Here is a 26,165-nt window from a genome sequence, read left to right as displayed (position 1 = left end):
AGACCAGGAGGCTCCAGTGATCGGGCTGTGGGACACCACCGGCAACGAGGTGGTCAAGGCGCTCGCCGCCGAGCGGCGCAGCGCCGGCGGTGTGGCCAGTGGTATGGCGCTCACCCTCATCGTGGTGGTCGACGAGAAGCGGGTACGGGAGGCGGAGGCGGCGGCGACGATCGCCGCCGCTGCCCACCCGTGCCGGCTGCTGGTGGTGGTCCGCTCCGACATCGAGCGGGAACGCAACCGGCTGGACGCGGAGATCGTGGTCGGCGGCCGGCTCGGCCCGTGCGAGGCTGTCGTCACCCGGATGTACGGGCGGCTCGCCCTGCACGCCGAGTCGGTGGTGATGCCCCTGCTGGTGCCTGACGTACCTGTGGTGACCTGGTGGCACGGTCCGCCTCCGGCGGAGATCGCCACCGACTTCCTCGGCGTGGTCGCCGACCGGCGGATCACCGACAGCGCACAGGCCGCGGATCCGATCGCCGCCCTGCGGCAGCGGGCCCACGACTACGCACCGGGTGACACCGACCTGGCGTGGACGCGGATCACCCCGTGGCGGACCCTCGTCGCCGGGGCGTTCGACACCACCCAGGCGAAGGTCACCGAGGCGACTGTTGTCGCGCCGCCGACCGACCCGACCGCGGAGCTGATGGCGGGCTGGCTGTCCAGCCGGCTCGGCATTCAGCCGGCCCGGGTGGACACCAACGAGTTCCCCCGGATGCGGGAGGTGCAGTTGACCTGCGCCAACGGTGACCGCCTGACGCTCACCCGCGAGGACAGCATGGCGGTGTTCCGGCGGACCGGCCAGGACGACCGGACGCTGCCTCTCGTCCGTCGGCCGCTCGGTGACGAACTGGCCGAGGAGCTGCGCCGGCTGGACGCCGACCAGGTGTACGCGGAGGCGCTGGGCGCCACTGTGGGGCTGCATGGGCTGGAGCAGCGTTCTCCGCAGCGGGTGCACGTCTGGAAGGATCCGGCCACCGCCCGGCGCGCCGAGGCCGGTGTGACCGCGCACAGCGGCACGAGCGAGCGCTGAGCCGGGTCACGTCAGCGGGGCGGGGCGTTTCCCCGGCACCCGCCGCGGCACTTCCGGGGCAGCCCGCCCCGGCACGATGCGACAGCGACCGCCGTGCGCGGTCGGGAAACGAAGGCACAACCGATGAGTGAGGCGAGTGTCGCCGTCCACGCCGACGCCGACATGCTGGCGCAGGCCGTGGCGGCCCGGCTGCTGGTGAAGCTGCTCGACGCCCAGGCCGACAGAGGTGAGGCCGCTGTGGTGCTCACCGGTGGCCGGATCGCGGCGGCCGTGTACCGGGCAGTCGGGCAGCTGCCGGCCCGCGACGCGGTCGACTGGTCACGGGTCGACGTGTGGTGGGGCGACGAGCGGTTCCTGCCGGCCGGCGACCCGGAGCGCAACGAGACGCAGGCCCGCGCCGCGCTGCTGGACGTGGTTCCGCTGGACCCGGCCCGGGTGCATCCCATGCCGGCGTCCGACGGCCCGGCCGGCAACGACCCGGAGGCCGCCGCCGCCGGGTACGCCGAGGAGCTGGCCCGCGCCGCCCGGCCGGGGCACGCCACTCTGCCGCACTTCGACGTGTTGATGCTCGGCGTCGGGGAGGACGGCCACGTCGCATCGGTCTTTCCGGGGCATCCCGTGCACTATGAGACCCGGCCGTGCAGCGCGGTGCGGGGCAGCCCGAAGCCGCCGCCGGTGCGGACCACGCTCACCCTGCCGGCGATCAACACGGCCGAGGAGGTCTGGCTGGTGGCAGGTGGCGCGGACAAGGCACGCGCGGTGGGCATGGCGCTGGCCGGCGCCGGGCCGGTGCAGCTGCCGGCCGCCGGTGTGCACGGCGTGCACCGGACCCGCTGGCTGCTCGACCGGGCGGCAGCCGCCGACGTGCCGGCCCGCCTCCGCAGCCTGCGCTAAGTGAAAGGAAGGGCCCCTTGTTAGCGCCTGGACGCTAACAAGGGGCCCTTCCTTTCACTCGCCTCGACGGCGACGCAGCGCGGCGAGGGCCTCGGCCAGCAACGCCTCACCCTCCTCGGCGGTACGCCGTTCCTTCACGTACGCCAGGTGACTCTTGTACGGCTCAGCGCGGACCCGACCGGGCGGGTTCTGTTCGTCCTGGCCGGCGGGGAGCCCACAGCGCGGGCAGTCCCACACGGGCGGCGCCGCAGCCTCCGCCGCGATCCGGATGTCGGTACGGTGATCGTTGCGGCACCAGTAGGTGACGTCCCGGCGCGGGGCGGGATGGTGTCGCTCGTCCGGGCGGATCGGTGCGGACCCGACCCGGGCTCCTCGGATGACGTTGCCATTCGGCACGGCTGCTCGCTCCTGTCGTCGGAGGGGACCCGCAGCCGTCAGGGATGGGCGGCGGGCGACGCGGTGTGCAGCGGAGAAAAGCCTGCGCGCGGCCCGTCGAGTGACGGGCCGCGCGCAGATTGTACGACTTCGCGAGCCTGCTCAGGCAACGCCGCTCATCTGAAGGCGGAGCCAGAGCCCGAGCCCGACGATGCAGGCGAACCAGATGATCCCCACCAGAACGGTGTAGCGATCAAGGTTCTTCTCGGCCACCGAGGACCCGGCGAGGCTGGAACTGACACCCCCGCCGAACATGCTCGACAGGCCGCCACCCTTGCCGCGGTGCAGCAGGATCAGCATGATTTGCAGGAAGCTGGTGATCGTCAGCAACACGATCAACACGTATGCGAACCAGGTCGGCATGACTGGGGGAAGTCCTCTCGTAGCGATCCTCGCCCGGTCTGATCGGGCACGGCGGCACCGACCGGTGGACGGGCGGTGTCCAGGATACCGAGCGATCAGCGAGCGATGTGCTCCGGGAACCTGCAGATCTGAGCGAATTCCTCGGCGTCCAGGCTGGCGCCACCCACCAGGCCCCCGTCCACGTCCGGCTGGGCCATGATCGAGGCGACGTTCGAGGCCTTGACCGAGCCACCGTAGAGGACCCGGACCTGGTCGGCGGTCTCCTGGTCGAAGCGCTCCGCCACCCGCTGACGGACCGCCGCGCAGACCTCCTGGGCGTCCTCCGGGGTCGCCGTCTTGCCGGTGCCGATCGCCCACACCGGCTCGTACGCGATCACGACCTGGCGGACCTGCTCGGCGGTGAGCCCGGCGAGGCCCCCGTCGAGCTGCTGCGAGCAGTGCGCCACGTGGGTGCCCTGCTCCCGGATGTCCAGCCCCTCCCCCACGCACAGGATCGGGGTCAGGCCGTGCGTGAGCGCCGCCTTGACCTTGGCGTTGACCACCGAGTCGTCCTCGTGGTGGTACGCCCGCCGCTCCGAGTGCCCGACCACCACGTACGTGCAGCCGAGCTTGGCGAGCATCGAGCCGGAGATGTCCCCGGTGTACGCGCCCCCGGCGTGCGGGGACAGGTCCTGCCCGCCGTAGCCGATCAGCAGCTTGTCACCGTCCACCGCGGTCTGCACGGTGCGCAGGTCGGTGAACGGCGGCAGGACCACCGTCTCGACCTCGGTGAGCTGCTTCTCGTTGAGGCTCGCGGCCAGCTTCTGCACCAGCAGGTTGGCCTCGAGGTGGTTGAGGTTCATCTTCCAGTTGCCGGCCATCAACGGCCGGCGGGTCGTGCTCGCCATTCAGTTCTCCAGGGCCGCGATGCCGGGGAGGGCCTTGCCCTCGAGATACTCCAGGGAGGCGCCGCCTCCGGTGGAGATGTGGTTGAAACTCGACTCGTCCAGCCCGAGGGCACGCACGGCCGCCGCCGAGTCACCGCCACCGACGACGCTGAAGGCGTCGGCCTTGGTGATCGCCTCGGCGATGCCCCGGGTGCCGGCCGCGAACGCCGCCATCTCGAACACGCCCATCGGGCCGTTCCAGAAGATGGTCTTCGCCTGCGACAGCGCGGCGGAGAACCCGGCCACCGTCTCCGGGCCGACGTCCAGGCCGAGCCGGTGGCTCGGGATGCCGTCGACGCGGACCGTGTCGTGCGCGGCGTCCGGCGCGAACGCGTCAGCGACAACCACGTCGACCGGAAGCATGATCTTGCCCGAGGACCGCTCCAGCAGGTTGCGGCAGGTCTCGACCATGTCCTCCTCCAGCAGCGAGGTGCCCACCTCCAGGCCCTGGGCCTTGAGGAAGGTGAAGCACATCCCGCCGCCGATGAGCAGCCGGTCGACAGTCGGCAGCAGCGCCTCGATCACCGCCAGCTTGTCGGAGACCTTCGACCCACCGAGCACCACCACGTACGGCCGCTCGGGCTCGCTGGTGAGCTTGGAGAGCACCTCGACCTCGCGCAGCACCAGTCGACCCGCGACGTGCGGCAGCCGCGCCGGCACGTCGTAGACGCTTGCGTGCTTGCGGTGCACGGCGCCGAACGCGTCGTCGACGTACGCGTCGCCGAACGCGGCGAGCTGGTCGGCGAACGCGCCCCGCTCGGCCTCGTCCTTGCTGGTCTCCCCCGCGTTGAAGCGCAGGTTCTCCAGCAGGGCGACCTGGCCGTCGGCCAGGCCCTCCACCGTGGAGCGTGCGGAGTCGCCGACCGTGTCGGTGGCGAAGTGCACTGGCGCGCCGAGCAGCTCACCGAGCCGTCCGGCGACCGGGCGGAGGCTGAACTGCGCGTCCGGCTTGCCCTTCGGGCGGCCCAGGTGCGAACAGACGACCACCTTCGCGCCGGCCTCGACAAGCGCACCGAGCGTCGGCAGCACCGCGCGGATGCGTCCATCGTCAGTGATGTCACCGGTCTGCTTGTCGAGCGGGACGTTCAGGTCGGCGCGCACGAGCACGCGCCGACCTGACACCCCCTCGGCGAGCAGGTCGTCGAGGGTCCGGATGCTCACAGCGAGCTACCGACCAACTTGACCAGGTCGACGAGCCGGTTGGAGTAGCCCCACTCGTTGTCGTACCAGCCGACGACCTTCACCTGGTTGCCGACGACCTTGGTCAGCGGCGCGTCGAAGATGCACGACGCCGGGTCGGTGACGATGTCGCTGGAGACGATCGGGTCCTCGTTGTAGACCAGGATGCCCTTGAGCGGGCCGTCCGCGGCGGCCTTCAGCGCGGCGTTGACCTCGTCCACGGTGGTCTCGCGACCCACGTTGACGGTCAGGTCGGTGACGGAGCCGGTCGGGATCGGCACCCGCAGCGCGTACCCGTCGAGCTTGCCCTTCAGGTCCGGCAGCACCAGGCCGATGGCCTTCGCGGCGCCGGTCGAGGTCGGGACGATGTTCAGCGCGGCGGCCCGGGCACGACGCAGGTCCGAGTGCGGCGCGTCCTGAAGGTTCTGGTCCTGGGTGTACGCGTGGATCGTCGTCATCAGACCGTGCTGGATGCCGAACGTGTCGTGCAGGACCTTCGCCATCGGGGCGAGGCAGTTCGTGGTGCACGAAGCGTTGGAGATGATGGTGTGCTTCGCCGGGTCGTAGGTGTCCTGGTTGACACCCATGACGACGGTGACGTCCTCGTTCTTCGCCGGAGCGGAGATGATGACCTTCTTGGCGCCGCCGTCGACGTGCGCCTTGGCCTTGGTGGCGTCGGTGAAGAAGCCTGTCGACTCGATGACGACGTCGACACCGAGGTCACCCCACGGGAGCTTCGACGGGTCCCGCTCGGCGTACGCCTTGATGGTCTTGCCACCGACGGTGATCTCGTCGGCGGTGGCCTTGACCTCGTGCGGCAGGCGACCGAGGATGCTGTCGTACTTGAGCAGGTGGGCGAGCGTGGCGTTGTCGGTCAGGTCGTTCACCGCCACGACCTCGACGTCGGCGCCCGACGCCAGTACTGCCCGGAAGAAGTTACGGCCGATCCGGCCGAAGCCGTTGATGCCAACCCGGATGGTCACAGGCCCATCTCCTCGCGTTCTGGTCCGCCGGCTGCGACAACGGGCCGGCGAAGTGGTGTGCGCCGACCGCTGGAGCCGGCCGTTGACGGTTCATCTCGGCCACCCCGCCGCGGTCTGAGGACCTGACCGCCCGAGGCGGTGAGCACGACGAGGAGTGCCTGTGTCGGCCCCCTTGCCGTACTCAGCGACCATATCCGAGCGTGCGGGACCACGCTGCGCCGGGTCGTGCTCCCGGGCGCACCGTGCGGCCCTACCGTCCTATCAGACCACGAGCATGTCGGGCGTGACGGCAGCTTCGGTATCCGGGATGCCCAGGTCGCGGGCCCGCTTGTCGGCAAGTGCCAGCAGCCGGCGGATCCGTCCGGCGATGGCGTCCTTGGTCAACGGCGGCTCGGCGAGCGCCCCCAACTCCTCCAGCGACGCCTGCCGGTGCTCCAGGCGCAGCCGGCCCGCGTCGGTCAGGTGGTTGGGCGCCTCGTCGGCGAGGATCTCCAACGCCCGCGTCACCCGGGCCGCCGCGGCAACCGCCGCCCGCGCCGAGCGGCGCAGGTTCGCGTCGTCGAAGTTGGCCAGCCGGTTGGCGGTGGCTCGCACCTCGCGGCGCACCCGACGCTCCTCCCACGCCAGCACGCTGGAGTGCGCGCCGATGCGGGTGAGCAGCGCGGCGATCGCGTCGCCGTCCTTCACCACCACCCGGTCCACACCGCGTACCTCGCGGTTCTTCGCGGTGATGCCGATCCGGCGGGCAGCCCCGACGAGAGCCAGCGCCGACTCCGGGCCGGGGCAGGTGATCTCCAGGGCGCTGGAGCGACCGGGCTCGGTGAGCGAGCCGTGCGCCATGAACGCGCCACGCCACGCGGACACCGCGCAGCAGACGTTCGCTGCCACCACGTGCGGGGGGAGCCCACGCACCGGTCGGCCACGGACGTCCAGCAGGCCGGTCTGCCGGGCGAGGGCCTCACCGTCCTTGACCACCCGGACGATGAAGTGACTGCCCTTGCGCAGCCCGCCGGAGGCCAGCACGTGGATCTCGCTGGGATAGCCGTAGACCTCGGCGACCTCCCGGCGCAACCGGCGCGCCACCGCCCCGGTGTCCAGCTCAGCCTCCACCACCACACGGCCGGAGACGATGTGCAGCCCACCGGCGAAGCGCAGCAGGGCGGCCATCTCCGCCCGCCGGCAGCAGGGCTTGGGCACGTCGACCCGACTCAGCTCGTCCTTGACCGCGGCCGTCATCGCCATTGTGCGTCCCCTCACGGACCTGTTCCGGCGTGTCGCCGGAGATTACGTACGTGTCTAACGATCGGCACCCAGGACAGGCACCAGCGCGGCGCCCAGGGCAGCCGGATCATGGCGGGGAGTGCCGTCGGTGACGGCGACGGGAGCGAGGACCAGGCGGGCACCAAGCGATTCTGCCGCACGTTCGACCGGTTCGGGGTCACCCACCGCCTTGGCGTCGGCGAGCACGAGATCCACCTTGAGCTCGGGAAGGTACCAGTGCAGCGCCGCCAGATGATCAGCGACGGACAGCCCGAGGGTCTCCTTCTCCGCCGCCAGGTTCAGGGTGACCAGCCGCCGGGCCGAGCTGGACACGATCGCATCGGCCAACTGCGGCACCAGCAGGTGCGGCAGGACACTCGTGTACCAACTGCCCGGCCCGAAGATCAACCAGTCCGCCGCGCCGATCGCCGCGAGAGCCTCGGCGCAGGCCGCCGGGGCCGCCGGGGTGAGCCGCAGCGACTCGACCCGGCCGGTGGTGACCGCCACCTGGTGCTGGCCGCGTACGGTGCACACCTCGTCCGGAGCGGACGGGTCCGCGCCGCGTACCCGCGCCTCGATGCCGACCGGCTGGCGGGACATCGGTAGCACCCGCCCGACCGCGCCGAGCATCGCTCCGGCGTGCTCCAGAGCCGCCACCGGATCCCCGAGCAGCTCCATCAGGCCGCAGAGCACCAGGTTGCCCACCGCGTGCCCGGACAGGCCGTCGGGCTCAGGGCCGTCAGTCGCCGCCGGGCTCCGGTCGGTGCCGCCCGTCTGGGGTACGCCCGCAGCCGGAGCGGCCGCGAAGCGGTGCTGGAACAGCCCGGCGCTGCGGCGGGTGGCCGGATGGTCGCCGGCCAGCGCGACAAGCGCCTGCCGCAGGTCACCCGGAGGCAGGCCGCCCCGCTCGGCGCGCAGCCGACCACTGGACCCACCGTCGTCGCCGACGGTCACCACCGCGGTGATGTCCAGGTCCAGTTCGGGGGCGCAGTGGCGCAACGCGCGCAGAGACGCGGAGAGCCCGTGACCGCCGCCGAACGCCACCACCCGGCGCGCCGTCATTCGCGCCCCAGGTCGCGGTGCTGGGCGTTCGCCGCCAGCCCGGAGTCGCGCAACCGGCTGGCCAGTTCCTCGGCGATGGCCACGCTGCGGTGCTTGCCGCCGGTGCAGCCCACCGCCACAGTGAGGTACCGCTTGCCCTCCCGCTCGAAGCCGGTGGTGGTGGCGTTGACCAGGTCGGCGTACGAGGCGACGAACGCGTCCGCGCCCTCCTGACCCAGCACGTACGCGCTGACCGCCTCCTCCCGCCCGGTGTGCTCCCGCAACTCCGGCACCCAGTACGGATTCGGCAGGAACCGGGCGTCCAACACGAAGTCGGCGTCCGGCGGCAGGCCGTACTTGAAGCCGAACGACAGCACCGTGAGCCGCAGCCGGCGGGCGTCCTCGCCGCCGAACAGCTCCTCGATGCGCCGACGGAGCTGGTTGACGTTGAGGTGGCTCGTGTCGATGATCACGTCGGCCTGGTCGCGGGCCTCCTCGAGCAGCCCACGCTCCACGGCGATGCCGTCGGCAAGCCGCCCGTCGCCCTGCAACGGGTGCGAACGCCGGACGCTCTCGAACCGCCGGATCAGCACCTCGTCGTCGGCGTCGACGAACACCACCCGGGGCGAGAAGCCGCGCTCCTTGAGCTCACGGATCGCCCCGACAAGGTCCGTGGAGAACGCCCGCGAGCGCACGTCAAGCACCATCGCGGTACGCCGGGCCGCGCCACCGGCCTTGAACGCCAACTCGGCCATGTCCAGCATCAACGCCTGCGGCAGGTTGTCCACCACGTAGTAGCCGACGTTCTCCAGCGCCCGCGCGACGGTGCTCCGGCCGCCGCCGGAGAGCCCGGTGACCACCACAAGGGTGGTTTCCGACTCGGCTGTCGACTGCTCGTCGGTGACCGCCGGGTCCTCGATCCGGTCACCGACTGTGCGCCCCTCGCTCACCCGTACCCCCAAGCCGTGGCGCCGCGGCCGCCATCGGCCGCGAATGGTCAATCAGCGACTCTATCTCCCCGGCCGGGGTCGGACGGGCACGCGCTGCCGGGTCGTGCGGTGGCACCGGGCCGCAGGTCGCCCTCCCGACAAAACCGCCCCTTGTCAACGCGGGTGATCTGGCCCGCTCGCCAAGCAGCTCACCCACGTCGTCTGCACCCAGGTGGCCGCGGAACCGCCCGCCCGACGCTCCACCGGGTGCGCCGGACGGGCGGTGTCGGGGTGGGCTCGTAGACTCCGCGGATGGCTTCCCCCACCGACGTGCGAGCCGAGGCCGCGCTGGACGCGCTGCGCCGGGTGTTCGGCTACGACGCCTTCCGCGGCTTCCAGCAGGAGGTCATCGACCATGTCGTCGCCGGCGGCGACGCGCTGGTGCTCATGCCCACCGGTGGCGGCAAGTCACTGTGCTACCAGATCCCGGCCCTGGTCCGCGACGGTGTCGCCGTCGTCGTCTCCCCGCTGATCGCGCTCATGCAGGACCAGGTGGACGCGCTCACCGCCGTCGGCGTCCGGGCCGGATTCCTCAACTCGACCCAGACCCTCGACGCCCGGCGTCGGGTCGAGGCCGCCTTCGTCAACGGCGAGTTGGACCTGCTCTACCTGGCACCCGAGGCGCTCGGCGTCCGCTCCACCCTCGCCCTGCTGGACCGGGGTCGCATCTCCCTGTTCGCGATCGACGAGGCGCACTGCGTGTCCCAGTGGGGGCACGACTTCCGGCCCGACTACCTGGCGCTGTCGATGCTGCACGAGCGTTGGCCGCAGGTCCCCCGGATCGCGCTGACCGCCACCGCGACGAGCGCCACCCGCACCGAGATCGCCACCCGGCTCAAGCTCGACGACGCCCGGCACTTCGTGGCCAGCTTCGACCGGCCCAACATCCAGTACCGGATCGTGCCGAAGCGGGAGCCCCGCAAGCAGATCCTGGCCCTGCTGCGCGACGAGCACCCCGGCGACGCCGGCATCGTCTACTGCCTGTCCCGCGCCTCGGTCGACAAGACTGCGGAGTTCCTCACCGCCAACGGCATCGCCGCCCTGCCCTACCACGCTGGGCTGGACGCGGCTACCCGCGCCACCAACCAGCAGCGTTTCCTCCGCGAGGACGGGCTGGTCATGGTGGCCACCATCGCCTTCGGCATGGGCATCGACAAGCCCGACGTCCGCTTCGTCGCCCACCTCGACCTGCCCAAGTCGGTCGAGGGCTACTACCAGGAGACCGGCCGCGCCGGCCGCGACGGTCTGCCGTCCACCGCCTGGCTGGCGTACGGGCTCCAGGACGTCGTCCAGCAACGCAAGATGATCGAGACATCCGATGGTGACCTCGCCCATCGCCGCAACCTCGCCGCACACCTGGACGCGATGCTCGCGCTCTGCGAGACGGTGCGCTGCCGGCGCGTCCAACTGCTCGAATACTTCGGCGAGACCACGACGGCCGCCTGCGGCAACTGCGACACCTGCCTCAACCCACCGGAGTCCTGGGACGGCACAGTCGCCGCCCAAAAGCTGCTCTCCACGGTCTTCCGCCTCGACCGCGAACGCAACCAGCGGTTCGGCGCCGGGCACTGCATCGACATCCTGCTCGGCAAACAGACCGACAAGATCAGCCAGTACGGTCACGACTCCCTCACCGTCTTCGGCATCGGCACCGAACTGAGCGAGGCCGAGTGGCGCGGCGTCGTCCGGCAGCTGCTCGCCGAAGGGCTGCTCGCCGTGGAGGGCGACTACGGCACGCTGGCCCTCACCGAGGCCAGCGCCGACGTACTCGGCCGCCGACGGGTCGTGACAATGCGCCGCGAGCCGGAACGTCCGACGTCGAGTCGCTCGTCGAAGCCGCGCGGCGCTGCCACCGTGGTCGCCGACCTGACGCCGGCCGCCACGTCGCTCTTCGAACGGCTGCGCGCCTGGCGGGCCGCGACCGCCAAGGAGCAGGGCGTGCCCGCGTACGTGGTCTTCCACGACGCCACCCTGCGACAGATCGCCAGCGACGCGCCCGCCTCACTGGCCGAGCTGTCACGGGTCAGCGGGGTTGGTGAGAACAAGCTCGCCAAGTACGGCGACCAGATCCTGACCGTCCTCGCCGCCGAAACCAGCCCCGCCTGATCACGCCCCGAGGCTCTCGTATCGGGACGCGCACCACTGGACCGCCGGTGGCGTGGTGAAGGGCCGGGCCCCTGGTGGGGGTCCGGCCCTTCGGTCGTGCGTGGTGCGTGGTGCGTGTTGGGTGGTGTCAGCTGGTGGCGTAGCCGCGGGTGGCGATCCAGTCGGCGAGGTGCTCGACGGTGATGTCGTAGGAGGCGGTGTTGGGGTCGGCGGAGTCGGCGATGGTGACGGTGTTGCCGTTGTCGGTGTAGCCGACGACGCTGATGTAGTGGCCGCCTTCGAAGGAGTGGGTGTTGCCGTCGGTGTCGGTGGTGGTGCCGGCGATGTTGGCGACTACGGCGCGGCCGTCGTCGACGGTGCGGACGATGTCGGTGCGGAGTTTGTCGGTCTGCTTGTCGTCGGCGGCGGGGGTGCTGATTTCCACCGAGCGGTAGGCGTTGTTCTTGCCGGTTTCCTTGTTCAGGACGGGGGTGATGTCGTTGATGCTGTTGGTGCCGGCTTCGGTGGTGCCCATTTCCTTGGCCATGGCGTCGACGCTGATGTCCTTGCCCTGTACGGACAGGGCGTTGCGGGCGGCGGCGGGGCCGCAGTAGTAGAAGTTGGGCTGGGCTTCGTAGCGGACGTCCAGGTGCCGCTCGCCCTTGTTCTGGGTCTGGCCGGTGGGCTTGGCGTCGGCGGCGTAGGCGGTGGTGATGGGGCCGGCGATGGCGCCGCCGGTGACGGCGAGTCCGGCAGCGGTCAGAGCGGTCTTACGAATCAGATCGGTACGCATGATGGCGTGCTCCTCTGCAATGTCGGGGGCGACCCGCGTAACGCACCAATAGGGGGACGGTGCGCGCGAGCGGGGGAAAGTTCGGGGGGATCTCACCCGGCGGCCCGGGGGGGGCCTGCTCGAGGTGGTCCAGGGGGATGTAACCAGCCGGGCCGGCGAGTCATTCCGCCGCGCTCCGGGGGATCTTGTCCGACAGCCTCGGGGAGGCGCTGCTCGGGGTGGTTCGGGGGATGTAACCGTGGCGGCCGGGTGGGTGTTCCCGGATACCGGAGACCGTCGGGCCGGGGGCCGGGGGGCCGCGACCTGTCGTCGGTTACCCCCTGTACAACCAGCCGGCCCGGCCCATCATTCCGCCACCACAGTGCCGCCGACCACGGGACGCCGAGCCCCAAATGACCCAACACGGACACGCGACCTGCAGGTCGTGCCCCAACCCCGAGCCCGAACCGGACAAAACGTCCGTCATGGGTCGACACTCGGCGCGCGCCGGCGATGATCGACTCGGCTTCCTTGCCAACCTCTGACGCAGCCCACCTCAACGCTCGGCGCCGCACCGCTACCAAAGGCCAACCCCGACGCCAGGCGTCACCCTCACAACCGGAGGCCCACTGTCGCCAGGCGTCACTCCGCCAGCAGAAGCCACTCCGGGAGAGGCCACCCGTCGCCGGGCGTCACCTCACAGCAGGGGCCCCGCCACCAGACGCGGCCCCGCCACCAGACGCGGCCCCGCCTCCGGGCGCCGCTTCGCTGCCGTCTGCCGGCGCGAAGCCATTTGCCGGGGCGGCGCCGTTTGCCGGAGCAGCACCGCCTGCCGGAGCAGCACCGCTTGCCGAGGCTGCGCCATCTGCCGGAGCAGCATCGCCCGCCGGAGCAGCACCATCTGCCGAGGCGGCGCCATCCGCCGGGACGGCGCCGTTGGCGGACCCCTTGCCCGTGTCGAGGGCGGCCAGGATCGCCTCGGCGGTACGTCGGCCTACCCCGGGCACCTCGGTGATCTCGTCGACGCTCGCCGTGGACAGGCGCTTGAGGGAACCGAAGTGCCGCAGCAGCGCCTTGCGGCGTACGTCTCCGAGGCCGGGAACGTTGTCCAGGGCCGACTCGGTCATCCGCTTCGAGCGACGCTGGCGGTGGAACGTGATGGCGAAGCGGTGCGCCTCGTCTCGGACCCGTTGCAGCAGGTAGAGCCCTTCCGAGGTGCGCGGCAGGATGACGGGGAACTCGTCGTCGGGGAGCCAGACCTCCTCCAGCCGCTTGGCCAGGCCGCACAGCGCGACATCGTCGATGCCCAGGTCGGCGAGGGCCTGCGCGGCAGCCGCGACCTGCGGCGCACCGCCGTCGACGACCACCAGCTGCGGCGGGTACGCGAATTTCCGGGGCCGGCCGGTGGTCGGGTCGACAAGGGTGCCGACCTGCGGTTCGGCTTCGCCGTCGGGAGCAGCGGGGTCGTCGGCGGACTCCACGCCCACCTCCCCGGTCTCGGCCCGCGCGTCGAGGTAGCGGGCGAAGCGGCGGCGCAGCACCTCGGACATCGCGGAGAGGTCGTCGGTCGCGCCGCGGACGATGAACCGTCGGTACTCGCTCTTGCGGGGCAGCCCGTCTTCGAAGACCACCATGCTGGCGACGACGTCGGTGCCCTGGATCTGCGAGATGTCGAAGCACTCGATGCGCAGCGGCGAGGTGCGCATGTCGAGCGCCTCGCTGATCTCGTCGAGCGCCTTACCTCGGGTGGTGAGGTCGCCGGCCCGCTTCAGCTTGTGCCTGGCGAGGGCGTCCTTGGCGTTGCGCTCCACAGTCTCCATCAGCGAGCGCTTGTCGCCGCGCTGCGGCACCCGCAGCGACACCCGGCTGCCCCGGTGGTTGGTGAGCCATTCGGCAAGCGCCTCGGCGTCCGCGGGCAGCTCGGGCACCAGCAACTCGCGGGGTACGTCGGTTTCGCCGTGCTCGCCGCCGTACACCTGGGTGCAGAAGTGGTGGACGAGGTCTCCGGTCGTCAGGTCCTCGGTCTTCTCCACGACCCAGCCGCGCTGGCCGCGGACGCGGCCGTCGCGGACGTGGAAGACCTGCACGGCCGCCTCAAGGGGGTCGTCGGCGAACGCCACCACGTCGGCGTCGGTGCCGTCGCCAAGCACCATTGTCTGCTTCTCCATGGCCCGGCGCAGCGCTGCCACGTCGTCGCGCAGGCGGGCGGCCCGCTCGAACTCCAGCTTCTCGCTCGCCTCGGTCATCTCACGTTCGATCTTGCGGACCATGGTGTCGGTGCGCCCGGCCATGAAGTCGCAGAACCCGTCCACTATCGCTCGGTGCTCGTCGGCGGAGACGCTGCCGACGCACGGCGCCGAGCACTTGCCGATGTAGCCGAGCAGGCAGGGACGGCCGACCTGGCCGGCGCGCTTGAACACTCCGGCGGAGCACGTCCGGGCGGGGAACACCCGTAGCAGCAGGTCGAGGGTCTCCCGGATGGCCCAGGCGTGCGAATACGGACCGAAGTAGCGCACGCCCTTGCGCTTGGCGCCGCGCATCACCTGTAGCCGGGGGTACTCCTCGTCGAGGGTGACGGCCAGGTAGGGGTACGACTTGTCGTCGCGGTAGCGGACGTTGAAGCGGGGGTCGTACTGCTTGATCTCGGTGAACTCCTGCTGGAGCGCCTCGACCTCGGTGCCGACGGTGATCCAGTCCACCGATTCGGCGGTGGTGACCATCTGCCGGGTGCGCTCGTGCAGGTTCCAGATGTCGCCGAAGTAGGAATTGAGCCGGCTGCGCAGGTTCCTCGCCTTGCCGACGTAGATCACTCGGCCGGTGCCGTCGCGGAATCGGTAGACCCCCGGCGACTCCGGAATGGTGCCGGGCGCGGGACGGTAGGTCGAGGGGTCAGCCACGCCGACAAGCCTAGTCCGCACCACCGACACCCACCGCCGGCACTAGATCCACTCGTGTCCGGGGCGTCGGGATGTCCGCAGGTCACCGGACACCCCGACGCCCCAGGCCGCGAGTCGATCAAACCCAACCCGCTGGGGTACGCGTCAACGGGGCGAGACCCGACGATCAGGCCAGCGAGATCTGATCCCCGGTGACCTTGATGTTCTTGGGCGGCAGTGGCTTGGTGGCTGGGCCGGCCTTCACCGAACCGTCCTCGATCGAGAACCTGCTGCCGTGGCAGGTGCAGTTGATGGTGCCGCCGTCGATGTTCGACACCGGGCAGTTCTGGTGCGTACAGATCGGGCTGAAGCCCTTGAACTGCCCTGCGGTCGGCTGGGTGATCACCACGCCCTCGGCGGCGAGGATCTTGCCGCCACCGACAGGGATGTCGGCGGTCGTGGCCAGCGACTGGGCGTCCTGCCGGTTGCCGCCGCCGGCGTCGCCGGTGCTCGGCACGGCCGGGCCGCCGCTGGTGGGGGCGGGGGTGGCGCCGTCGCCGGTGTCGTCGCTGCCGCAGGCAGCCAGGACGACGGCTGCGCCGGCCGCCCCGACGCCGGTGAGCAGAGCCCGTCGGGTCTGCGTACCTGGACCGGTCAGCGCCTGATCGTCACTCATGCCTCGCCTCTCTGTAGCCCGCCGGCCGGCCGAAGAGCCGGCCACACTTCTCCACACGGGCAACTGTGCCGGATGGTTCATCGCCGCATCGGTCGACTCGGGAATGGAACGGGGGCGGAGCGGACCGGCTCGCGCACGCCGCGATCGGCGTGCGCGAGCCAGCGCCGGAGCCCGCCCCCGACACGTGCGGTCAGCGCGCGGCGGCCGCCACCTTGCGGCTGGCCCGCGCCTTGGTGGTGCCGTTGGCCTTGGCGGCGCGGGTGGTGGCCGCCGCCGCGCCCTTGGCCTCGCCGTCGAGCTTGAGCACCCCGCGCAGGAACTGACCGGTGTGACTCTCGGGCACCTCGGCGACCTCCTCCGGGGTGCCGGTGGCGAGCACGGTGCCGCCGCGGTGCCCGCCCTCCGGGCCCATGTCGATCAGCCAGTCGGCCGTCTTGATCACGTCGAGGTTGTGCTCGATGGTGATCACCGTGTTGCCCTTGTCGACGAGTCCTTCCAGCACCATCAGCAGCTTGCGGATGTCCTCGAAGTGCAGGCCGGTGGTCGGCTCGTCGAGCACGTAGACCGTTCGCCCGGTGGAGCGCTTCTGAAGCTCGGAGGCCAGCTTGACCCGCTGCGCCTCACCGCCGGAGAGAGTCGGCGCGGGCTGGCCGAGGCGTACGTAGCCCAGACCGACGTCGACAAGCGTCTTGAGGTGCCGGTGGATGGCCGGGATGGCGGAGAAGAACTCGGCGGCCTCCTCGATCGGCATCTCCAGCACGTCCGAGACGGTCTTGCCCTTGTAGTGCACCTCAAGGGTCTCCCGGTTGTACCGGGCGCCCTTGCAGACCTCGCAGGGGACGTACACGTCGGGCAGGAAGTTCATCTCGATCTTGATGGTGCCGTCGCCGGAGCACGCCTCGCAGCGGCCACCCTTGACGTTGAACGAGAACCGGCCCGGCCCGTACCCCCGCACCTTGGCCTCGGTGGTCTCGGCGAAGAGCTTGCGGACGTGGTCCCAGACCCCGGTGTAGGTGGCCGGGTTGGAGCGCGGCGTGCGGCCGATCGGCGACTGGTCCACGCCGACGACCTTGTCCACGTGCTCCAGGCCGGAGACCCGGGTGTGCCGGCCGGGCACCAGCCGGGCGCCGTTGATCTGGTTGGCCAGGACCGCGTAGAGGATGTCGTTGACAAGCGTCGACTTGCCCGAGCCGCTGACCCCGGTGACCGCGATCAGCTGACCGAGCGGGAACCCGACGGTCAGGTTGCGCAGGTTGTGCTCCCGCGCGCCGTGCACCACCAGCTCGCGGTCCTTTGTCTGCGGGCGGCGCTGCTGCGGCGTCGGGATCGACCGGCGGCCCGCCAGGTACGCCCCGGTGAGCGACTCGGGGTTGTCCAGCAGCGCCGGCACCGACCCGCTGTGCACGATCTTGCCGCCGTGCTCGCCAGCGCCGGGGCCGATGTCGACGATCCAGTCGGCGGTGCGGATCGTGTCCTCGTCGTGCTCCACCACGATCAGCGTGTTGCCCAGCCCACGCAGCCGGATCAGGGTTTCGATCAGCCTGTGGTTGTCGCGTTGGTGCAGCCCGATCGACGGCTCGTCGAGCACGTAGAGCACACCCACCAGGCCGGAGCCGATCTGGGTGGCCAGCCGGATGCGCTGCGCCTCGCCGCCGGACAGGGTGCCCGCCGGCCGGTCCAGGGAGAGGTAGTCAAGGCCGACGTCGAGCAGGAACCGCAGCCGGGCGTTGATCTCCTTGAGGACGCGCTCGGCGATCATCTTCTGCCGGTCGGTCAGCTCGATGCCCGCGAGCAGGTCGGCGCACTCCCCCACGGACAGGTTGCAGACCTCGGCGATGCTCTTGCCGGCAAGCGTGACCGCCAGCACCTCGGGCTTGAGCCGCGCGCCGCCGCAGGCCGCACACGGCACGTCGCGCATGTAGCCCTCGTACTTGTCGCGGGACCACTCGGACTCGGTGTCGGAGTGCCGGCGCTCGATCCACTGCACCACGCCCTCGAACCCGGTGTAGTAGGAGCGCTCGCGGCCGTACTTGTTGCGGTAGCGCACGTGCACCTGGTCGTCGGAGCCGTGCAGGATCGTCTTCTGCGCGCGGGCCGGCAGCGCCCGCCAGGGCGTGTCGACGTCGAAGTGCTGGGCCTCGCCGAGCGCCTCCAGCAGGCGCAGGAAGTATTCCAGGTTGTGCCCTGTGGACCAGGGCTGGATGGCGCCCTCGCGGAGGCTGCGCTCCGGGTCGGGCACCAGCAGCTCCGGGTCGACCTCCTTCTTGGTGCCCAGGCCCGTGCACTCCGGGCAGGCGCCGTAGGGCGCGTTGAAGGAGAAGACCCGCGGTTCGAGATCCTCGATGGCCAGCGGGTGGTCGTTGGGGCAGGCCAGGTGCTCGGAGTAGCGACGCTCCCGCTCCGGGTCGTCCTCCGGCAGGTCGACGAAGTCGAGCAGCACCAGCCCGCTGGACAGGCCCAGCGCGGCCTCGACCGAGTCGGTAAGCCGCTGCTTGGCGCTCGGCTTGACGGTGAGCCGGTCGATCACCACCTCGATGGTGTGCTTCTCCTGCTTCTTGAGCTTCGGAGGCTCGGTCAGCGGGTGCACGACGCCGTCGACCCGGGCCCGGGCGTAGCCCTTGCCCTGGAGCTCGGCGAAGAGGTCGACGTACTCGCCCTTGCGACCGCGCACCACCGGGGCCAGCACCATGAACTTGGTGCCCTCGGCCATGGCCAGCACCCTGTCGACGATCTGCTGCGGGCTCTGCCGGGAGATCCGCTCGCCGCAGACCGGGCAGTGCGGCTCGCCGATCCGGGCGTAGAGCAGACGCAGGTAGTCGTAGACCTCGGTGATGGTGCCGACGGTCGAGCGCGGGTTGCGCGACGTCGACTTCTGGTCGATCGAGACGGCGGGGCTCAGCCCTTCGATGAAGTCGACGTCGGGCTTGTCCATCTGGCCGAGGAACTGCCGGGCGTACGACGACAGCGACTCCACGTAGCGCCGCTGGCCCTCGGCGAAGATCGTGTCGAAGGCCAGGCTCGACTTGCCCGACCCGGACAACCCGGTGAACACGATGAGTGCGTCCCGGGGCAGGTCGAGACTGACGTCACGCAGGTTGTGCTCGCGCGCGCCACGGATGATGAGTCGGTCGGCCACAGTGCGTGTACTCCCGGATGAAGGTGAAGCGGAGGGTTCTGTCCCGCTCTGCGATGATTCCGAGCGGTCGTGCGGGCGCGGAAAACGCGCCTCGGCAACTCTAGCCCCGAGGTACGACAGTTTCCCTCGCCCGCACATTCCCCCAGCTCAGCACGGTCGGCCGCATCGACCGACAGCCCGGGCCACGCGTCAGTAGCCGCCGGGTGACGGCGGGCGGACGGCCCTGCGCCGGGCCGCGCGCCAACCGCCGCGCCGTTCGGCGGCCAGCCGCGACTCCCGCCGCCGGCTCTCGTGGGCCACCTCCCCCTGCAACCGCCGCCAGCTCTCCCACCGCCGCGCGGTCAGTTCCCCGGTACGCAGCGCGTCCCGGACCGCGCAGGCCGGCTCACCGTCGTGCCCGCAGTCGGCGTACCGGCAGCCCTGCGCCAGCCCGGCGATGTCGGCGAACGCCCGGTCCAGCCCGGCCACGCCGTCGAGCAGGCCGACCGCCCGCACGCCGGGCGTGTCGATCACCGCCCCGCCGCCCGGGATCGGCACCAGGGCCCGCCAGGTAGTGGTGTGCCGGCCCTTGCCGTCGACCCGCCGGATCGCCTGTGTCGGCATCATCACGGTCCCCGCGAGGGCGTTGACCAGGCTCGACTTGCCGGCACCGGACGGACCGAGCAGGCCCAGCGTGCGGCCGGGCGCCACCTCGGCGCGCAGCGGTTCCAGCCCGACGCCGCGCTCGGCGCTTACCGGCAGCACCGGCACCCCGGGCGCCACAGTGGCGATCTGGCGGGCCAGTGCGTCGGGGTCGGCCGCGAGGTCGACCTTCGTCAGCACCACGAGCGGTCGCGCGCCGGACTCGTGGGCCAGCGAGAGCAGCCGCTCGATACGGCCGACGTCCGGCTCCGGGTGTACGGGCTCGACCACCGCGGCGGCGTCGAGGTTCGCGGCCAGCACCTGGCCGCTGGCGTCCTTGCCTGCGGTACGGCGGATCAGCGCGGCCCGCCGGGGCAGCACGCAGGCCACCGTGATCCGGCGGTCCGGCCAGTGCGTAAGCAGCACCCAGTCACCCGCGCAGGGCAGCGCGGAGGGATCCTGGGCGGCGGTGGTGAGCACCGCCGGGCCGAGGCTGGCCCGGACGGGGCCGGCGGCGGTGAGCACCGTGCAGACCCCCCGGTCCACCCGGGCGACCCGGCCCGGGTGGTGCTCGCCACGTCGTGCGGCGTACTCCGCCCGGTCGGCGTCCCAGCCGAGGGCGGTCAGATCGATTGTCATGTCATCCTCATCGGTGTCGAAGCTGGTGATGGCGGAACACGCGTGCCACGTCCGGCATGAACACCACCTCCGTTCGACGTCCGGTGCCGCGTATGGCGCCGACGGTAGGTCGCTTGCCGACGCGCCGAAAGCGATTTCCCCAGCGACGGCGCGCCAGCGGACCGCTAGGGTCGACGCGTGACCACGGATCCGCTGCTGCTGATGGGCGAGGTGGACGCGGCCACCACACGGCTGATGCGTACCGCCGCCTCGTTCGACGCCGCCGACCTGGCGGCGGCGTCGCTGCTGCCGGGCTGGTCGCGCGGGCACGTGCTGGCGCATCTGGCCCGCAACGCGGACGGCTTCGTCAACCTGCTGACGGCGGCCCGCACCGGGGAGCCGCTGCCGATGTACGCCTCGCTGGCCGCCCGTACGGCGGACATCGAGGCCGGGGCCGACCGTCCGCCCGCCGAGCACCTGGACGACCTGCGGCGCAGCGCGGACCGGTTCGCCGAGGCGGTCGAGGCGATGCCGGCGGCGGCGTGGGGCGCGACGGTACGCGCGCGTCGAGGCCCGTGGCCGGCCGCCCTGCTCGTCTGGGGCCGCCTGCGTGAGATCGAGGTGCACCACCTCGACCTGGCCGCCGACTACCGACCCGGTGACTGGTCGGAGGCGTTCGCCCACCGGCTGCTGCGCGAGGCGGCCAGCCATCACGCCGACGGGCCGACCCCGCCGTCGATGGTGCTGCGCTTCGACGGCAGCCAGCACGACCTCGTCATCGGGGACCGGGCCGGCGCGCCGACAGTAAGCGGGCCGGCCTCCGACCTGGCCGCCTGGCTGACCGGCCGGGACTCCGGCCACACGCTCACCGTCGCACCCGACGGCCCACTGCCAACTCCACCGGAATGGATATAGACACCTCATGACCTACACCGGAGACGTCACCTCAGGCGGCGCACCAGCGGTACGGGAGCTGGACGGCCTCACCATCAGCAAGCTGTCGGTGGGCCCGATGGACAACAACGCCTACCTGCTGCGCTGCAACCACACCGGCGACCAGGTGCTCATCGACGCCGCCAACGAGGCGCCGCGGTTGCTGGAGTTGATCGGCGACGGCGGGCTGACCACAGTGGTGACCACCCACCAGCACATGGACCACTGGGTGGCGCTGGAGGAGGTCGTTGCCAAGACCGGCGCGCGGGCGCTGGTGCACGCCGACGACGCCGCCGGGCTGCCGATCGAGGCCGACCATCTCACCGACGGCGACACCGTCGCTGTGGGTGACTGCGCGCTGGAGGTCATCCACATCAAGGGGCACACGCCGGGTTCGATCGCGCTGCTCTACCGCGACCCGAACGGCACCCCGCACCTGTGGACTGGCGACAGCCTCTTCCCGGGTGGCGTGGGCAACACCGACAAGGACCCGGAGCGTTTCGCCGCGCTGATCGACGACGTCGAGCACAAGCTGTTCGACAGGCTCCCGGACGAGACGTGGTTCTACCCGGGCCACGGCAGCGACAGCACCCTCGCGGCGGAGCGTCCGGCCCTGCCACAGTGGCGCGCCCGGGGCTGGTGACGCCGGACGGGCCGGCGGGACGACTCGGACCACGCGCAGCCGCCGCCGCGCGCCCAGCAGCACGACGGCGGCCAGCAGCAGCCCGACCGCCATGGTGACCAGCAGCGGGCTGGGTGACCCCGGCAGCAGCCCGGCCAGCGACCGGGAGGCGGTGCCCAGCGCCAGGTAGAGCCCGGCCCAGGCCGCCCCGCCGATGGTCGCGCAGGCGAGGAACCGCCGGTACGACATCCGCAGCCCACCTGCGGCCAGGGGCAGCAGCGCGTTGAACACCGGCAGGAACGGCGCGACCATCAACATCGCGCCGCCGCCGCGGTGCAGGATGCCCTCCGCCGCGCTCCAGCGTGACTCGCCGATCCAGGTGCCGATCCGGCTGCGCCGCAGGTGTTCGGCGTACCGGCGGCCGGCGAGGAAGCTCAGCGACCAGCCGGCCAGGCAGCCGGTCAGCACCGCCGCGAAGGTGGCCAGCCCGGTGGCCGGTCGGCCCACTCCGACGGCGGCCAGGATCGCTACGTCACCGGGGACGAGGACGCCCACCAGCGGTACGGCGTCGAAGACCATGACCAGCCCGAGGGCACCCATCAGCACACCGATGGGCAGTTCCCCGACCTGAGCCAGCCATTGCGTCATGCTGCGTACGCTATGGCCGTCAGGCCACGATGGACATCCGGTCGCAGCCCCCACGGTGCCCTGGTATCGGCCTAGGGGTCACCCCTGAGGCGGCCTCAGGCGGGGCGCAGCACCTGTACGTGGCGCAGCGACGAGTCCACCGACGGTTCGGTGGTGGGCACCGGGTAGTCGGCGAGCACCGTCAACCCGTCCGCCGGCAGGTGCCCCCGGCCGGGGTCGCCGACGAGCACGTCGGCGCCGGCGGCGGCGGCCCGTTGCAGGAACGGCAGCACCCGGGCCGTCATGGCGCGGCTGTAGAAGGCGTCCCCGGCGACCACCAGGTCCGCCTCGGTGTCGACGTCGTCGAGCAGGTCGTCGCCGCTGGCGTCGACGTCGACCCGGTTGGCGCGGGCGTTGATCGTGACGGCCGCCACGGCGTACGGGTCGATGTCGTTGGCGACGACCCGTGCCGCGCCGGCGAGCGCGGCGGCGATGGCCACCAGCCCCGAGCCGGCGGCCAGGTCGAGGACCCTGCGGCCGGCGGCGAGTTCGGGATGGTCCAGCAGGTGCCGGGCCAGGGCCTGGCCACCGGCCCAGGCGGAGGCCCAGTAGGGCGGGGGCAGTGCGTGACCGACCGCTGCCTCCATTCGGGCCCACCACACGATGGCGTCCTCGGCCAGGTGCAGGCGTACCTCGGGGACGAACGGAGTGGGCATCAACCGGAGCCGGTCCAGGCCGTCGCCGGGCGCGTCGATCTCGCGCTCCAGCTCGGACAGCGCAGCGGCTGCGGTACCTTTCATCGGCGCAAGCATGCCCCAGTGGGGGATGGCGGGGGCGGGTTTCACATGCCGCCGCGCAGAGTTCACCCGACTTCACACAAAGACCTACGGCACTTCGGCCGGCAGAACGGGGCTTCGCCCGTTACTGTCGAACAGGTACGGGCGATCATCGGCCACAGGTCGGTGGTCAGCCGCTTTGAACAGGGAGAGATGCATGGCAACCGGCACGGTTAAGTGGTTCAACTCGGAAAAGGGCTTCGGCTTCATCGAGCAGGACGGTGGAGGGCCGGACGTGTTCGTCCACTACTCCGCCATCGCTTCGAGCGGCTACCGGGAGCTCAACGAGGGCCAGAAGGTCGAGTTCGAGGTGACCCAGGGGCAAAAGGGCCCGCAGGCGGACAACGTCCGCCCGATGTAGCTCCGTGCCGGTGACGGCGGTCGGTCTCCGGCCGCCGTCGCAGCGCACTCAAGACGCCGGGGCGGCGGGCAGGTCCCGCCGCCTCCGGATTGGCCCGATCAGCAGGATCAGCGGGGTGAGCGCCAACCAGGCGGTCATCGCGCTGATTGCTGTCCCGGCGCCGTATCGAGCCCCGAGGGCACCGGCCAGCACGGCCGCCAGCGGGATCGCGCCGTAGTTGAGCAGGTGCATGCTCGCCGTCACGCGGCCGAGCAGGTGATGCGGCGTGTACGTCTGCCGGAAGCTGCCCTTGACCACATTGCCGATGGTCACACCGAGCCCGATCAGCAGGCCGCCGAGGGCCGGCCAGGCCAACCCGGTGCCGGGCCCGGCGAGTGGGATGAGCAGCGCGGGCGGGCCGGTGAGCACCGCCCCGATCAGCAGGGCCCGCGCGGTGCCGAAGCGCCGACCCACCACGGTGGCCAGCAACGCACCGATGATTCCGCCGGCGCTCATCACACCGACCAGCAGGCCCACCACGCCCGGCGCGAGCCGCAGGTCGCGTACCAGGAACACCACCAGGACCGCCTGGTAGCCGGTCAGCCCGATGTTGCTGGCCGCGCCGAAGACCGTCAGCACCCGCAGGTACGGGTCGCGGGCGACGAAGCGCAGTCCTTCGGCGACGTCCCGCCACAGCGACGGGGATGTCTTCGGCCTGTCGGGGCGTGTCTCGACGGTGCGGATGCGCAGCAGGAAGGCTGCGGAGAGCAGGAATGTGAGCGCGTCCAGCAGCAGCGCGGTGACGGCACCGGCGAGTTGGGCGATCAGGCCGGCGAGGCCGGGGCCGGCGACGTTGCTCACGGTCTGGGTGCCGTGCAGCTTCGCGTTGCCCTCGGGCAGTTGGTCGGGGCGCAGCAGCACCGGCAGGTAGACCTGGTGGGCGGTCTCGAAGAACACCCGGGCGGTGCCTGCGGTGGCCGCCACGAGCAGCAGGTGCCCGATCGTGAGCAGGTCGGCCACGGCGGCCAGCGGCACGCTGAGAAACGCCAGTGCGCAGAACACGTCACAGGCCACAAGCACCGGTCGACGTGACAGTCGATCCACCCACGCGCCGGCCGGCAGCCCGATCAACAGCCAGGGCGCCCAGGCGGCGGCGGTGAGCACCGCCACCTGGAAGGTGCCGGCGTCGAGCACTGCCACGGCGACGAGCGGCAGCGCGACAGTGGTGACGTTGCTGCCGACGCTGCTGACCGCCTGGCCGGCCCAGAGCAGCCGGAAGTCCCGGTGCCGCAGCAGCCCGCCAGGCGGCTCGCGATCGGTGCGGGTGGCAGTGGTCACGGCCGGGCCGGCACGCCGTAGGCGAACACGAACACCGGCTGCCTATCGACCCCGTCGTCGGGGATGTCACGGTCGCCCCAACGCGCCAGCAGCTCGATCATCTCGCGGCTCAACGCGGCCAGTTCGTCAGGCGTGAGGTGCAGCCAGCGGTCGGTGGAGAACGGCGCGTCGGCCCAGGCGGCCTGCGCGGACTCGTCGGCGGCGTGCCACGCCCGGGCCAGGGCGACGTGCCGGTCCAGGTTGAGCGAGGTGGCGGCGTCGGCGACCGCCCGGGCTGCCGGGTCGGCGTCGAAGTCGGTGTTGGACCAGCGCACCCCCCGTGTGACCAGTTGCCACCAGCGCTCGCGGCGGTCCCGTGCCAGCTCGGGGGCCTCGGTGACGAGATCGGCGGCGGCGAGCACCTTGAGGTGATGGCTGACGTTCGCGGGCGCCTGGTCGGTGCGGTCGGCGAGCGTGCCGACGGTGGACGGCCCGTGCACTTTGAGCACGTCCATCAGGCGGCGGCGCAGCGGGTGGGACATGGCGGCCAGCACCCGCGAGTCGGTGACCTGGCGTACGTCGGGTCTCTCCATGCCGCCAGCATCACACCCGCAACGACCATTGCGCAACGATTATTGCCCAATGGTCGTTGCGGATCTTGTGTAGAGGCCCCCTACCTCAGGCGGCCAGTCGGCGTGCCAACTCGTCGACGACCTGCTTGGCCATAGTGGGCGGGATGGCCGCGGCGATCTTCTCCGGCGTCAGCCCGGCCAGCACCCCCCTGACGATCGCCGGCTCGTCGGTGAAGTCACGCCCCGACAACGAGCTGAGCGCGGTCTGCAGCGCGGTCAACTGCAGGCCGAGGCTCTTGAGGTTCGGGTGACCGGTCACCGGAGCGCCGGTGTCGTCCCGACCCTCCGCCAGCCGCAGGTAGACCTGCCCGATCGGGTTGCGACCGTCGAGGACCGTGAGGTTCTTGTGGATGGTGGCCAGCCATTTGTGCTCTTCGGGGGTCATGTCGTCCTCCAGGAGTCCGATGGAGCTGAGATAGCGGCGGAACAGGGGCCGCTGGTCGCGACCCGCCTTGATGGCGTCACGGAAGAAGCTGAAGTGGGTGTGCCAGCGGTGCGAGTCGTCCCCCGTGGTGCGCTTGCCGAGCCGGTCCCACCGCTTCACGGTCTTGCCGTCGGGGCTGTAGATGATTTCGCGGATGTCCCGGGTGTCTGCCGCGTTCGCGGCACACTGCCCCACGCACCAGGCCGAGAAGCTGGCCAGAGTGTGCGTACGGCCGCCGGAGCGGACCTCGAAGCCGCCGACGTCAAGCGCCGCCGCGTCGAGGGTCAGGCCGGTCCGGTCCCGGGACGACTCCACCACCGAGTAGTCGTTGGTGACCACCCGGTCCGATCCGCAGTGGTAGCCACCGCGATGGGCCGGGTCACCGACGATCCCGACCTCGGCCGGCTCCAGGTCGGCGGCGCGGGAGGTCTTCGGGTCGACGTCCAGATGGGTGAGGAGCAGGCTTCGAACGGCCAAAAGGTTAGCCGGGGCCCGGGTCATGGGGTCCCCCTTTCAGTGAGCGGGGGCCGGGCACGACGTCACACCGCGT

General features: G+C 71.4%; 23 protein-coding genes and 1 pseudogene. 6 read left to right on the top strand and 18 right to left on the bottom strand.

What is annotated here, in order from left to right; all coding sequences use genetic code 11:
- Positions 1-16 precede the first annotated feature (16 nt).
- A complete protein-coding gene (locus tag F4558_RS05325) occupies positions 17-1,030 on the top strand; it encodes a glucose-6-phosphate dehydrogenase assembly protein OpcA (RefSeq protein ID WP_167943347.1) in 1,014 nt (337 codons plus the stop codon).
- Positions 1,031-1,153: 123 nt separating this feature from the next.
- Positions 1,154-1,924 carry a 6-phosphogluconolactonase gene (gene pgl, locus F4558_RS05320; RefSeq protein ID WP_053656995.1) on the top strand — a complete coding sequence of 257 codons (771 nt, stop codon included), beginning with the start codon at positions 1,154-1,156 and terminating at the stop codon, positions 1,922-1,924.
- 54 nt (positions 1,925-1,978) lie between these two features.
- On the opposite strand, the gene F4558_RS05315 is transcribed toward pgl, so the two are convergent.
- From F4558_RS05315 to rapZ, 8 genes are all read right to left on the bottom strand, one after another.
- Positions 1,979-2,320, bottom strand: a complete 342-nt coding sequence (locus F4558_RS05315; RefSeq protein WP_167943346.1) for an RNA polymerase-binding protein RbpA — start codon at positions 2,318-2,320, stop codon at positions 1,979-1,981.
- A 141-nt stretch (positions 2,321-2,461) separates the two neighbouring features.
- Positions 2,462-2,722 carry a preprotein translocase subunit SecG gene (secG, locus tag F4558_RS05310; protein WP_053656990.1) on the bottom strand — a complete coding sequence of 87 codons (261 nt, stop codon included), beginning with the start codon at positions 2,720-2,722 and terminating at the stop codon, positions 2,462-2,464.
- Positions 2,723-2,817: 95 nt separating this feature from the next.
- Positions 2,818-3,609 carry a triose-phosphate isomerase gene (tpiA, locus tag F4558_RS05305; protein ID WP_053656988.1) on the bottom strand — a complete coding sequence of 264 codons (792 nt, stop codon included), beginning with the start codon at positions 3,607-3,609 and terminating at the stop codon, positions 2,818-2,820.
- Positions 3,610-4,809 carry a phosphoglycerate kinase gene (locus F4558_RS05300; protein WP_167943345.1) on the bottom strand — a complete coding sequence of 400 codons (1,200 nt, stop codon included), beginning with the start codon at positions 4,807-4,809 and terminating at the stop codon, positions 3,610-3,612.
- On the bottom strand, positions 4,806-5,810 hold the full coding sequence (gene gap, locus F4558_RS05295; RefSeq protein ID WP_053656983.1) for a type I glyceraldehyde-3-phosphate dehydrogenase: 1,005 nt from the start codon (positions 5,808-5,810) through the stop codon (positions 4,806-4,808). Before gap ends, F4558_RS05300 begins: the two co-directional genes overlap by 4 nt.
- A 261-nt stretch (positions 5,811-6,071) precedes the next feature.
- Positions 6,072-7,052: a DNA-binding protein WhiA gene (gene whiA, locus F4558_RS05290; protein ID WP_053656981.1), complete on the bottom strand. Its 981-nt coding sequence runs from the start codon at positions 7,050-7,052 to the stop codon at positions 6,072-6,074.
- Between the two features lie 54 nt (positions 7,053-7,106).
- A complete protein-coding gene (locus F4558_RS05285) occupies positions 7,107-8,132 on the bottom strand; it encodes a gluconeogenesis factor YvcK family protein (RefSeq protein WP_167943344.1) in 1,026 nt (341 codons plus the stop codon).
- Entirely contained in the window at positions 8,129-9,031 is a 903-nt protein-coding gene (gene rapZ / locus F4558_RS05280) for an RNase adapter RapZ (RefSeq protein ID WP_053657067.1), read from the bottom strand. Before rapZ ends, F4558_RS05285 begins: the two co-directional genes overlap by 4 nt.
- Positions 9,032-9,352: 321 nt before the next feature.
- Here rapZ and recQ point away from each other — a divergent pair, with 321 nt between their 5' ends.
- Positions 9,353-11,206 (top strand): DNA helicase RecQ, encoded by a 1,854-nt coding sequence (recQ, locus tag F4558_RS05275; protein WP_167943343.1) that lies wholly within the window; start codon positions 9,353-9,355, stop codon positions 11,204-11,206.
- A gap of 127 nt (positions 11,207-11,333) precedes the next feature.
- On the opposite strand, the gene F4558_RS05270 is transcribed toward recQ, so the two are convergent.
- The 5 genes from F4558_RS05270 to rsgA form a co-directional block, all read right to left on the bottom strand.
- Positions 11,334-11,978, bottom strand: coding sequence for a C39 family peptidase (locus F4558_RS05270; RefSeq protein ID WP_167943342.1), 645 nt, complete (start codon positions 11,976-11,978; stop codon positions 11,334-11,336).
- Between the two features lie 671 nt (positions 11,979-12,649).
- Positions 12,650-14,854, bottom strand: coding sequence for an excinuclease ABC subunit UvrC (uvrC, locus tag F4558_RS05265; protein WP_376767491.1), 2,205 nt, complete (start codon positions 14,852-14,854; stop codon positions 12,650-12,652).
- Positions 14,855-15,020: 166 nt separating this feature from the next.
- Positions 15,021-15,509: a Rieske (2Fe-2S) protein gene (locus F4558_RS05260; RefSeq protein WP_053658296.1), complete on the bottom strand. Its 489-nt coding sequence runs from the start codon at positions 15,507-15,509 to the stop codon at positions 15,021-15,023.
- Positions 15,510-15,699: 190 nt separating this feature from the next.
- On the bottom strand, positions 15,700-18,645 hold the full coding sequence (gene uvrA / locus F4558_RS05255) for an excinuclease ABC subunit UvrA (RefSeq protein WP_053658294.1): 2,946 nt from the start codon (positions 18,643-18,645) through the stop codon (positions 15,700-15,702).
- A gap of 189 nt (positions 18,646-18,834) precedes the next feature.
- On the bottom strand, positions 18,835-19,905 hold the full coding sequence (gene rsgA / locus F4558_RS05250) for a ribosome small subunit-dependent GTPase A (RefSeq protein WP_167943341.1): 1,071 nt from the start codon (positions 19,903-19,905) through the stop codon (positions 18,835-18,837).
- Positions 19,906-20,082: 177 nt separating this feature from the next.
- Between rsgA and F4558_RS05245 the strand changes: the two genes are divergently transcribed.
- The gene (locus tag F4558_RS05245) at positions 20,083-20,799 is read left to right on the top strand and encodes a maleylpyruvate isomerase family mycothiol-dependent enzyme (RefSeq protein ID WP_053658289.1); all 717 of its coding nucleotides are present in this window, start codon (positions 20,083-20,085) and stop codon (positions 20,797-20,799) included.
- Positions 20,800-20,806: 7 nt separating this feature from the next.
- Positions 20,807-21,460, top strand: coding sequence for an MBL fold metallo-hydrolase (locus F4558_RS05240; RefSeq protein ID WP_053658287.1), 654 nt, complete (start codon positions 20,807-20,809; stop codon positions 21,458-21,460).
- Here F4558_RS05240 and F4558_RS05235 read toward each other — a convergent pair.
- Both F4558_RS05235 and F4558_RS05230 read right to left on the bottom strand, forming a co-directional pair.
- A pseudogene (locus tag F4558_RS05235) lies at positions 21,455-22,087 on the bottom strand (DedA family protein); the annotation flags it as partial. The gene F4558_RS05240 and the pseudogene F4558_RS05235 sit on opposite strands and share 6 nt — an antisense overlap.
- Positions 22,088-22,182: 95 nt before the next feature.
- Positions 22,183-22,878 carry a class I SAM-dependent methyltransferase gene (locus tag F4558_RS05230; protein ID WP_053658283.1) on the bottom strand — a complete coding sequence of 232 codons (696 nt, stop codon included), beginning with the start codon at positions 22,876-22,878 and terminating at the stop codon, positions 22,183-22,185.
- A 181-nt stretch (positions 22,879-23,059) separates the two neighbouring features.
- On the opposite strand from F4558_RS05230, the gene F4558_RS05225 reads away from it, so the two are divergent.
- On the top strand, positions 23,060-23,263 hold the full coding sequence (locus F4558_RS05225; protein ID WP_007462771.1) for a cold-shock protein: 204 nt from the start codon (positions 23,060-23,062) through the stop codon (positions 23,261-23,263).
- A gap of 48 nt (positions 23,264-23,311) precedes the next feature.
- Here the strand turns inward: F4558_RS05225 and F4558_RS05220 are convergent, their stop codons facing one another.
- The 3 genes from F4558_RS05220 to F4558_RS05210 all read right to left on the bottom strand — a co-directional run bounded on the left by F4558_RS05220 (position 23,312) and on the right by F4558_RS05210 (position 26,116).
- Positions 23,312-24,580, bottom strand: a complete 1,269-nt coding sequence (locus tag F4558_RS05220) for an MFS transporter (RefSeq protein WP_167943340.1) — start codon at positions 24,578-24,580, stop codon at positions 23,312-23,314.
- Positions 24,577-25,152: an ArsR/SmtB family transcription factor gene (locus F4558_RS05215; protein WP_167943339.1), complete on the bottom strand. Its 576-nt coding sequence runs from the start codon at positions 25,150-25,152 to the stop codon at positions 24,577-24,579. The genes F4558_RS05220 and F4558_RS05215 overlap by 4 nt, the downstream gene beginning before the upstream one ends.
- An 85-nt stretch (positions 25,153-25,237) precedes the next feature.
- On the bottom strand, positions 25,238-26,116 hold the full coding sequence (locus F4558_RS05210; protein ID WP_053658278.1) for a hypothetical protein: 879 nt from the start codon (positions 26,114-26,116) through the stop codon (positions 25,238-25,240).
- Between the last annotated feature and the right edge of the window lie 49 nt (positions 26,117-26,165).

Origin of the sequence: Micromonospora profundi (genome assembly GCF_011927785.1) — a bacterium.
GTDB classification, from domain to species: domain Bacteria; phylum Actinomycetota; class Actinomycetes; order Mycobacteriales; family Micromonosporaceae; genus Micromonospora; species Micromonospora profundi.
This window is presented reverse-complemented; position numbering and strand designations above follow the sequence as displayed.

Excerpts from the sequence above, each read along its gene's own strand:
- secG (WP_053656990.1), bottom strand. The coding sequence starts at position 2,722 with ATGCCGACCTGGTTCGCATACGTGTTGATCGTGTTGCTGACGATCACC.
- F4558_RS05230 (WP_053658283.1), bottom strand. The coding sequence starts at position 22,878 with ATGCTTGCGCCGATGAAAGGTACCGCAGCCGCTGCGCTGTCCGAGCTG.
- F4558_RS05260 (WP_053658296.1), bottom strand. The coding sequence starts at position 15,509 with ATGAGTGACGATCAGGCGCTGACCGGTCCAGGTACGCAGACCCGACGG.
- pgl (WP_053656995.1), top strand. The coding sequence starts at position 1,154 with ATGAGTGAGGCGAGTGTCGCCGTCCACGCCGACGCCGACATGCTGGCG.
- F4558_RS05210 (WP_053658278.1), bottom strand. The coding sequence starts at position 26,116 with ATGACCCGGGCCCCGGCTAACCTTTTGGCCGTTCGAAGCCTGCTCCTC.
- F4558_RS05270 (WP_167943342.1), bottom strand. The coding sequence starts at position 11,978 with ATGCGTACCGATCTGATTCGTAAGACCGCTCTGACCGCTGCCGGACTC.
- F4558_RS05285 (WP_167943344.1), bottom strand. The coding sequence starts at position 8,132 with ATGACGGCGCGCCGGGTGGTGGCGTTCGGCGGCGGTCACGGGCTCTCC.
- tpiA (WP_053656988.1), bottom strand. The coding sequence starts at position 3,609 with ATGGCGAGCACGACCCGCCGGCCGTTGATGGCCGGCAACTGGAAGATG.
- F4558_RS05215 (WP_167943339.1), bottom strand. The coding sequence starts at position 25,152 with ATGGAGAGACCCGACGTACGCCAGGTCACCGACTCGCGGGTGCTGGCC.
- recQ (WP_167943343.1), top strand. The coding sequence starts at position 9,353 with ATGGCTTCCCCCACCGACGTGCGAGCCGAGGCCGCGCTGGACGCGCTG.
- F4558_RS05240 (WP_053658287.1), top strand. The coding sequence starts at position 20,807 with ATGACCTACACCGGAGACGTCACCTCAGGCGGCGCACCAGCGGTACGG.
- F4558_RS05225 (WP_007462771.1), top strand. The coding sequence starts at position 23,060 with ATGGCAACCGGCACGGTTAAGTGGTTCAACTCGGAAAAGGGCTTCGGC.
- rsgA (WP_167943341.1), bottom strand. The coding sequence starts at position 19,905 with ATGACAATCGATCTGACCGCCCTCGGCTGGGACGCCGACCGGGCGGAG.
- whiA (WP_053656981.1), bottom strand. The coding sequence starts at position 7,052 with ATGGCGATGACGGCCGCGGTCAAGGACGAGCTGAGTCGGGTCGACGTG.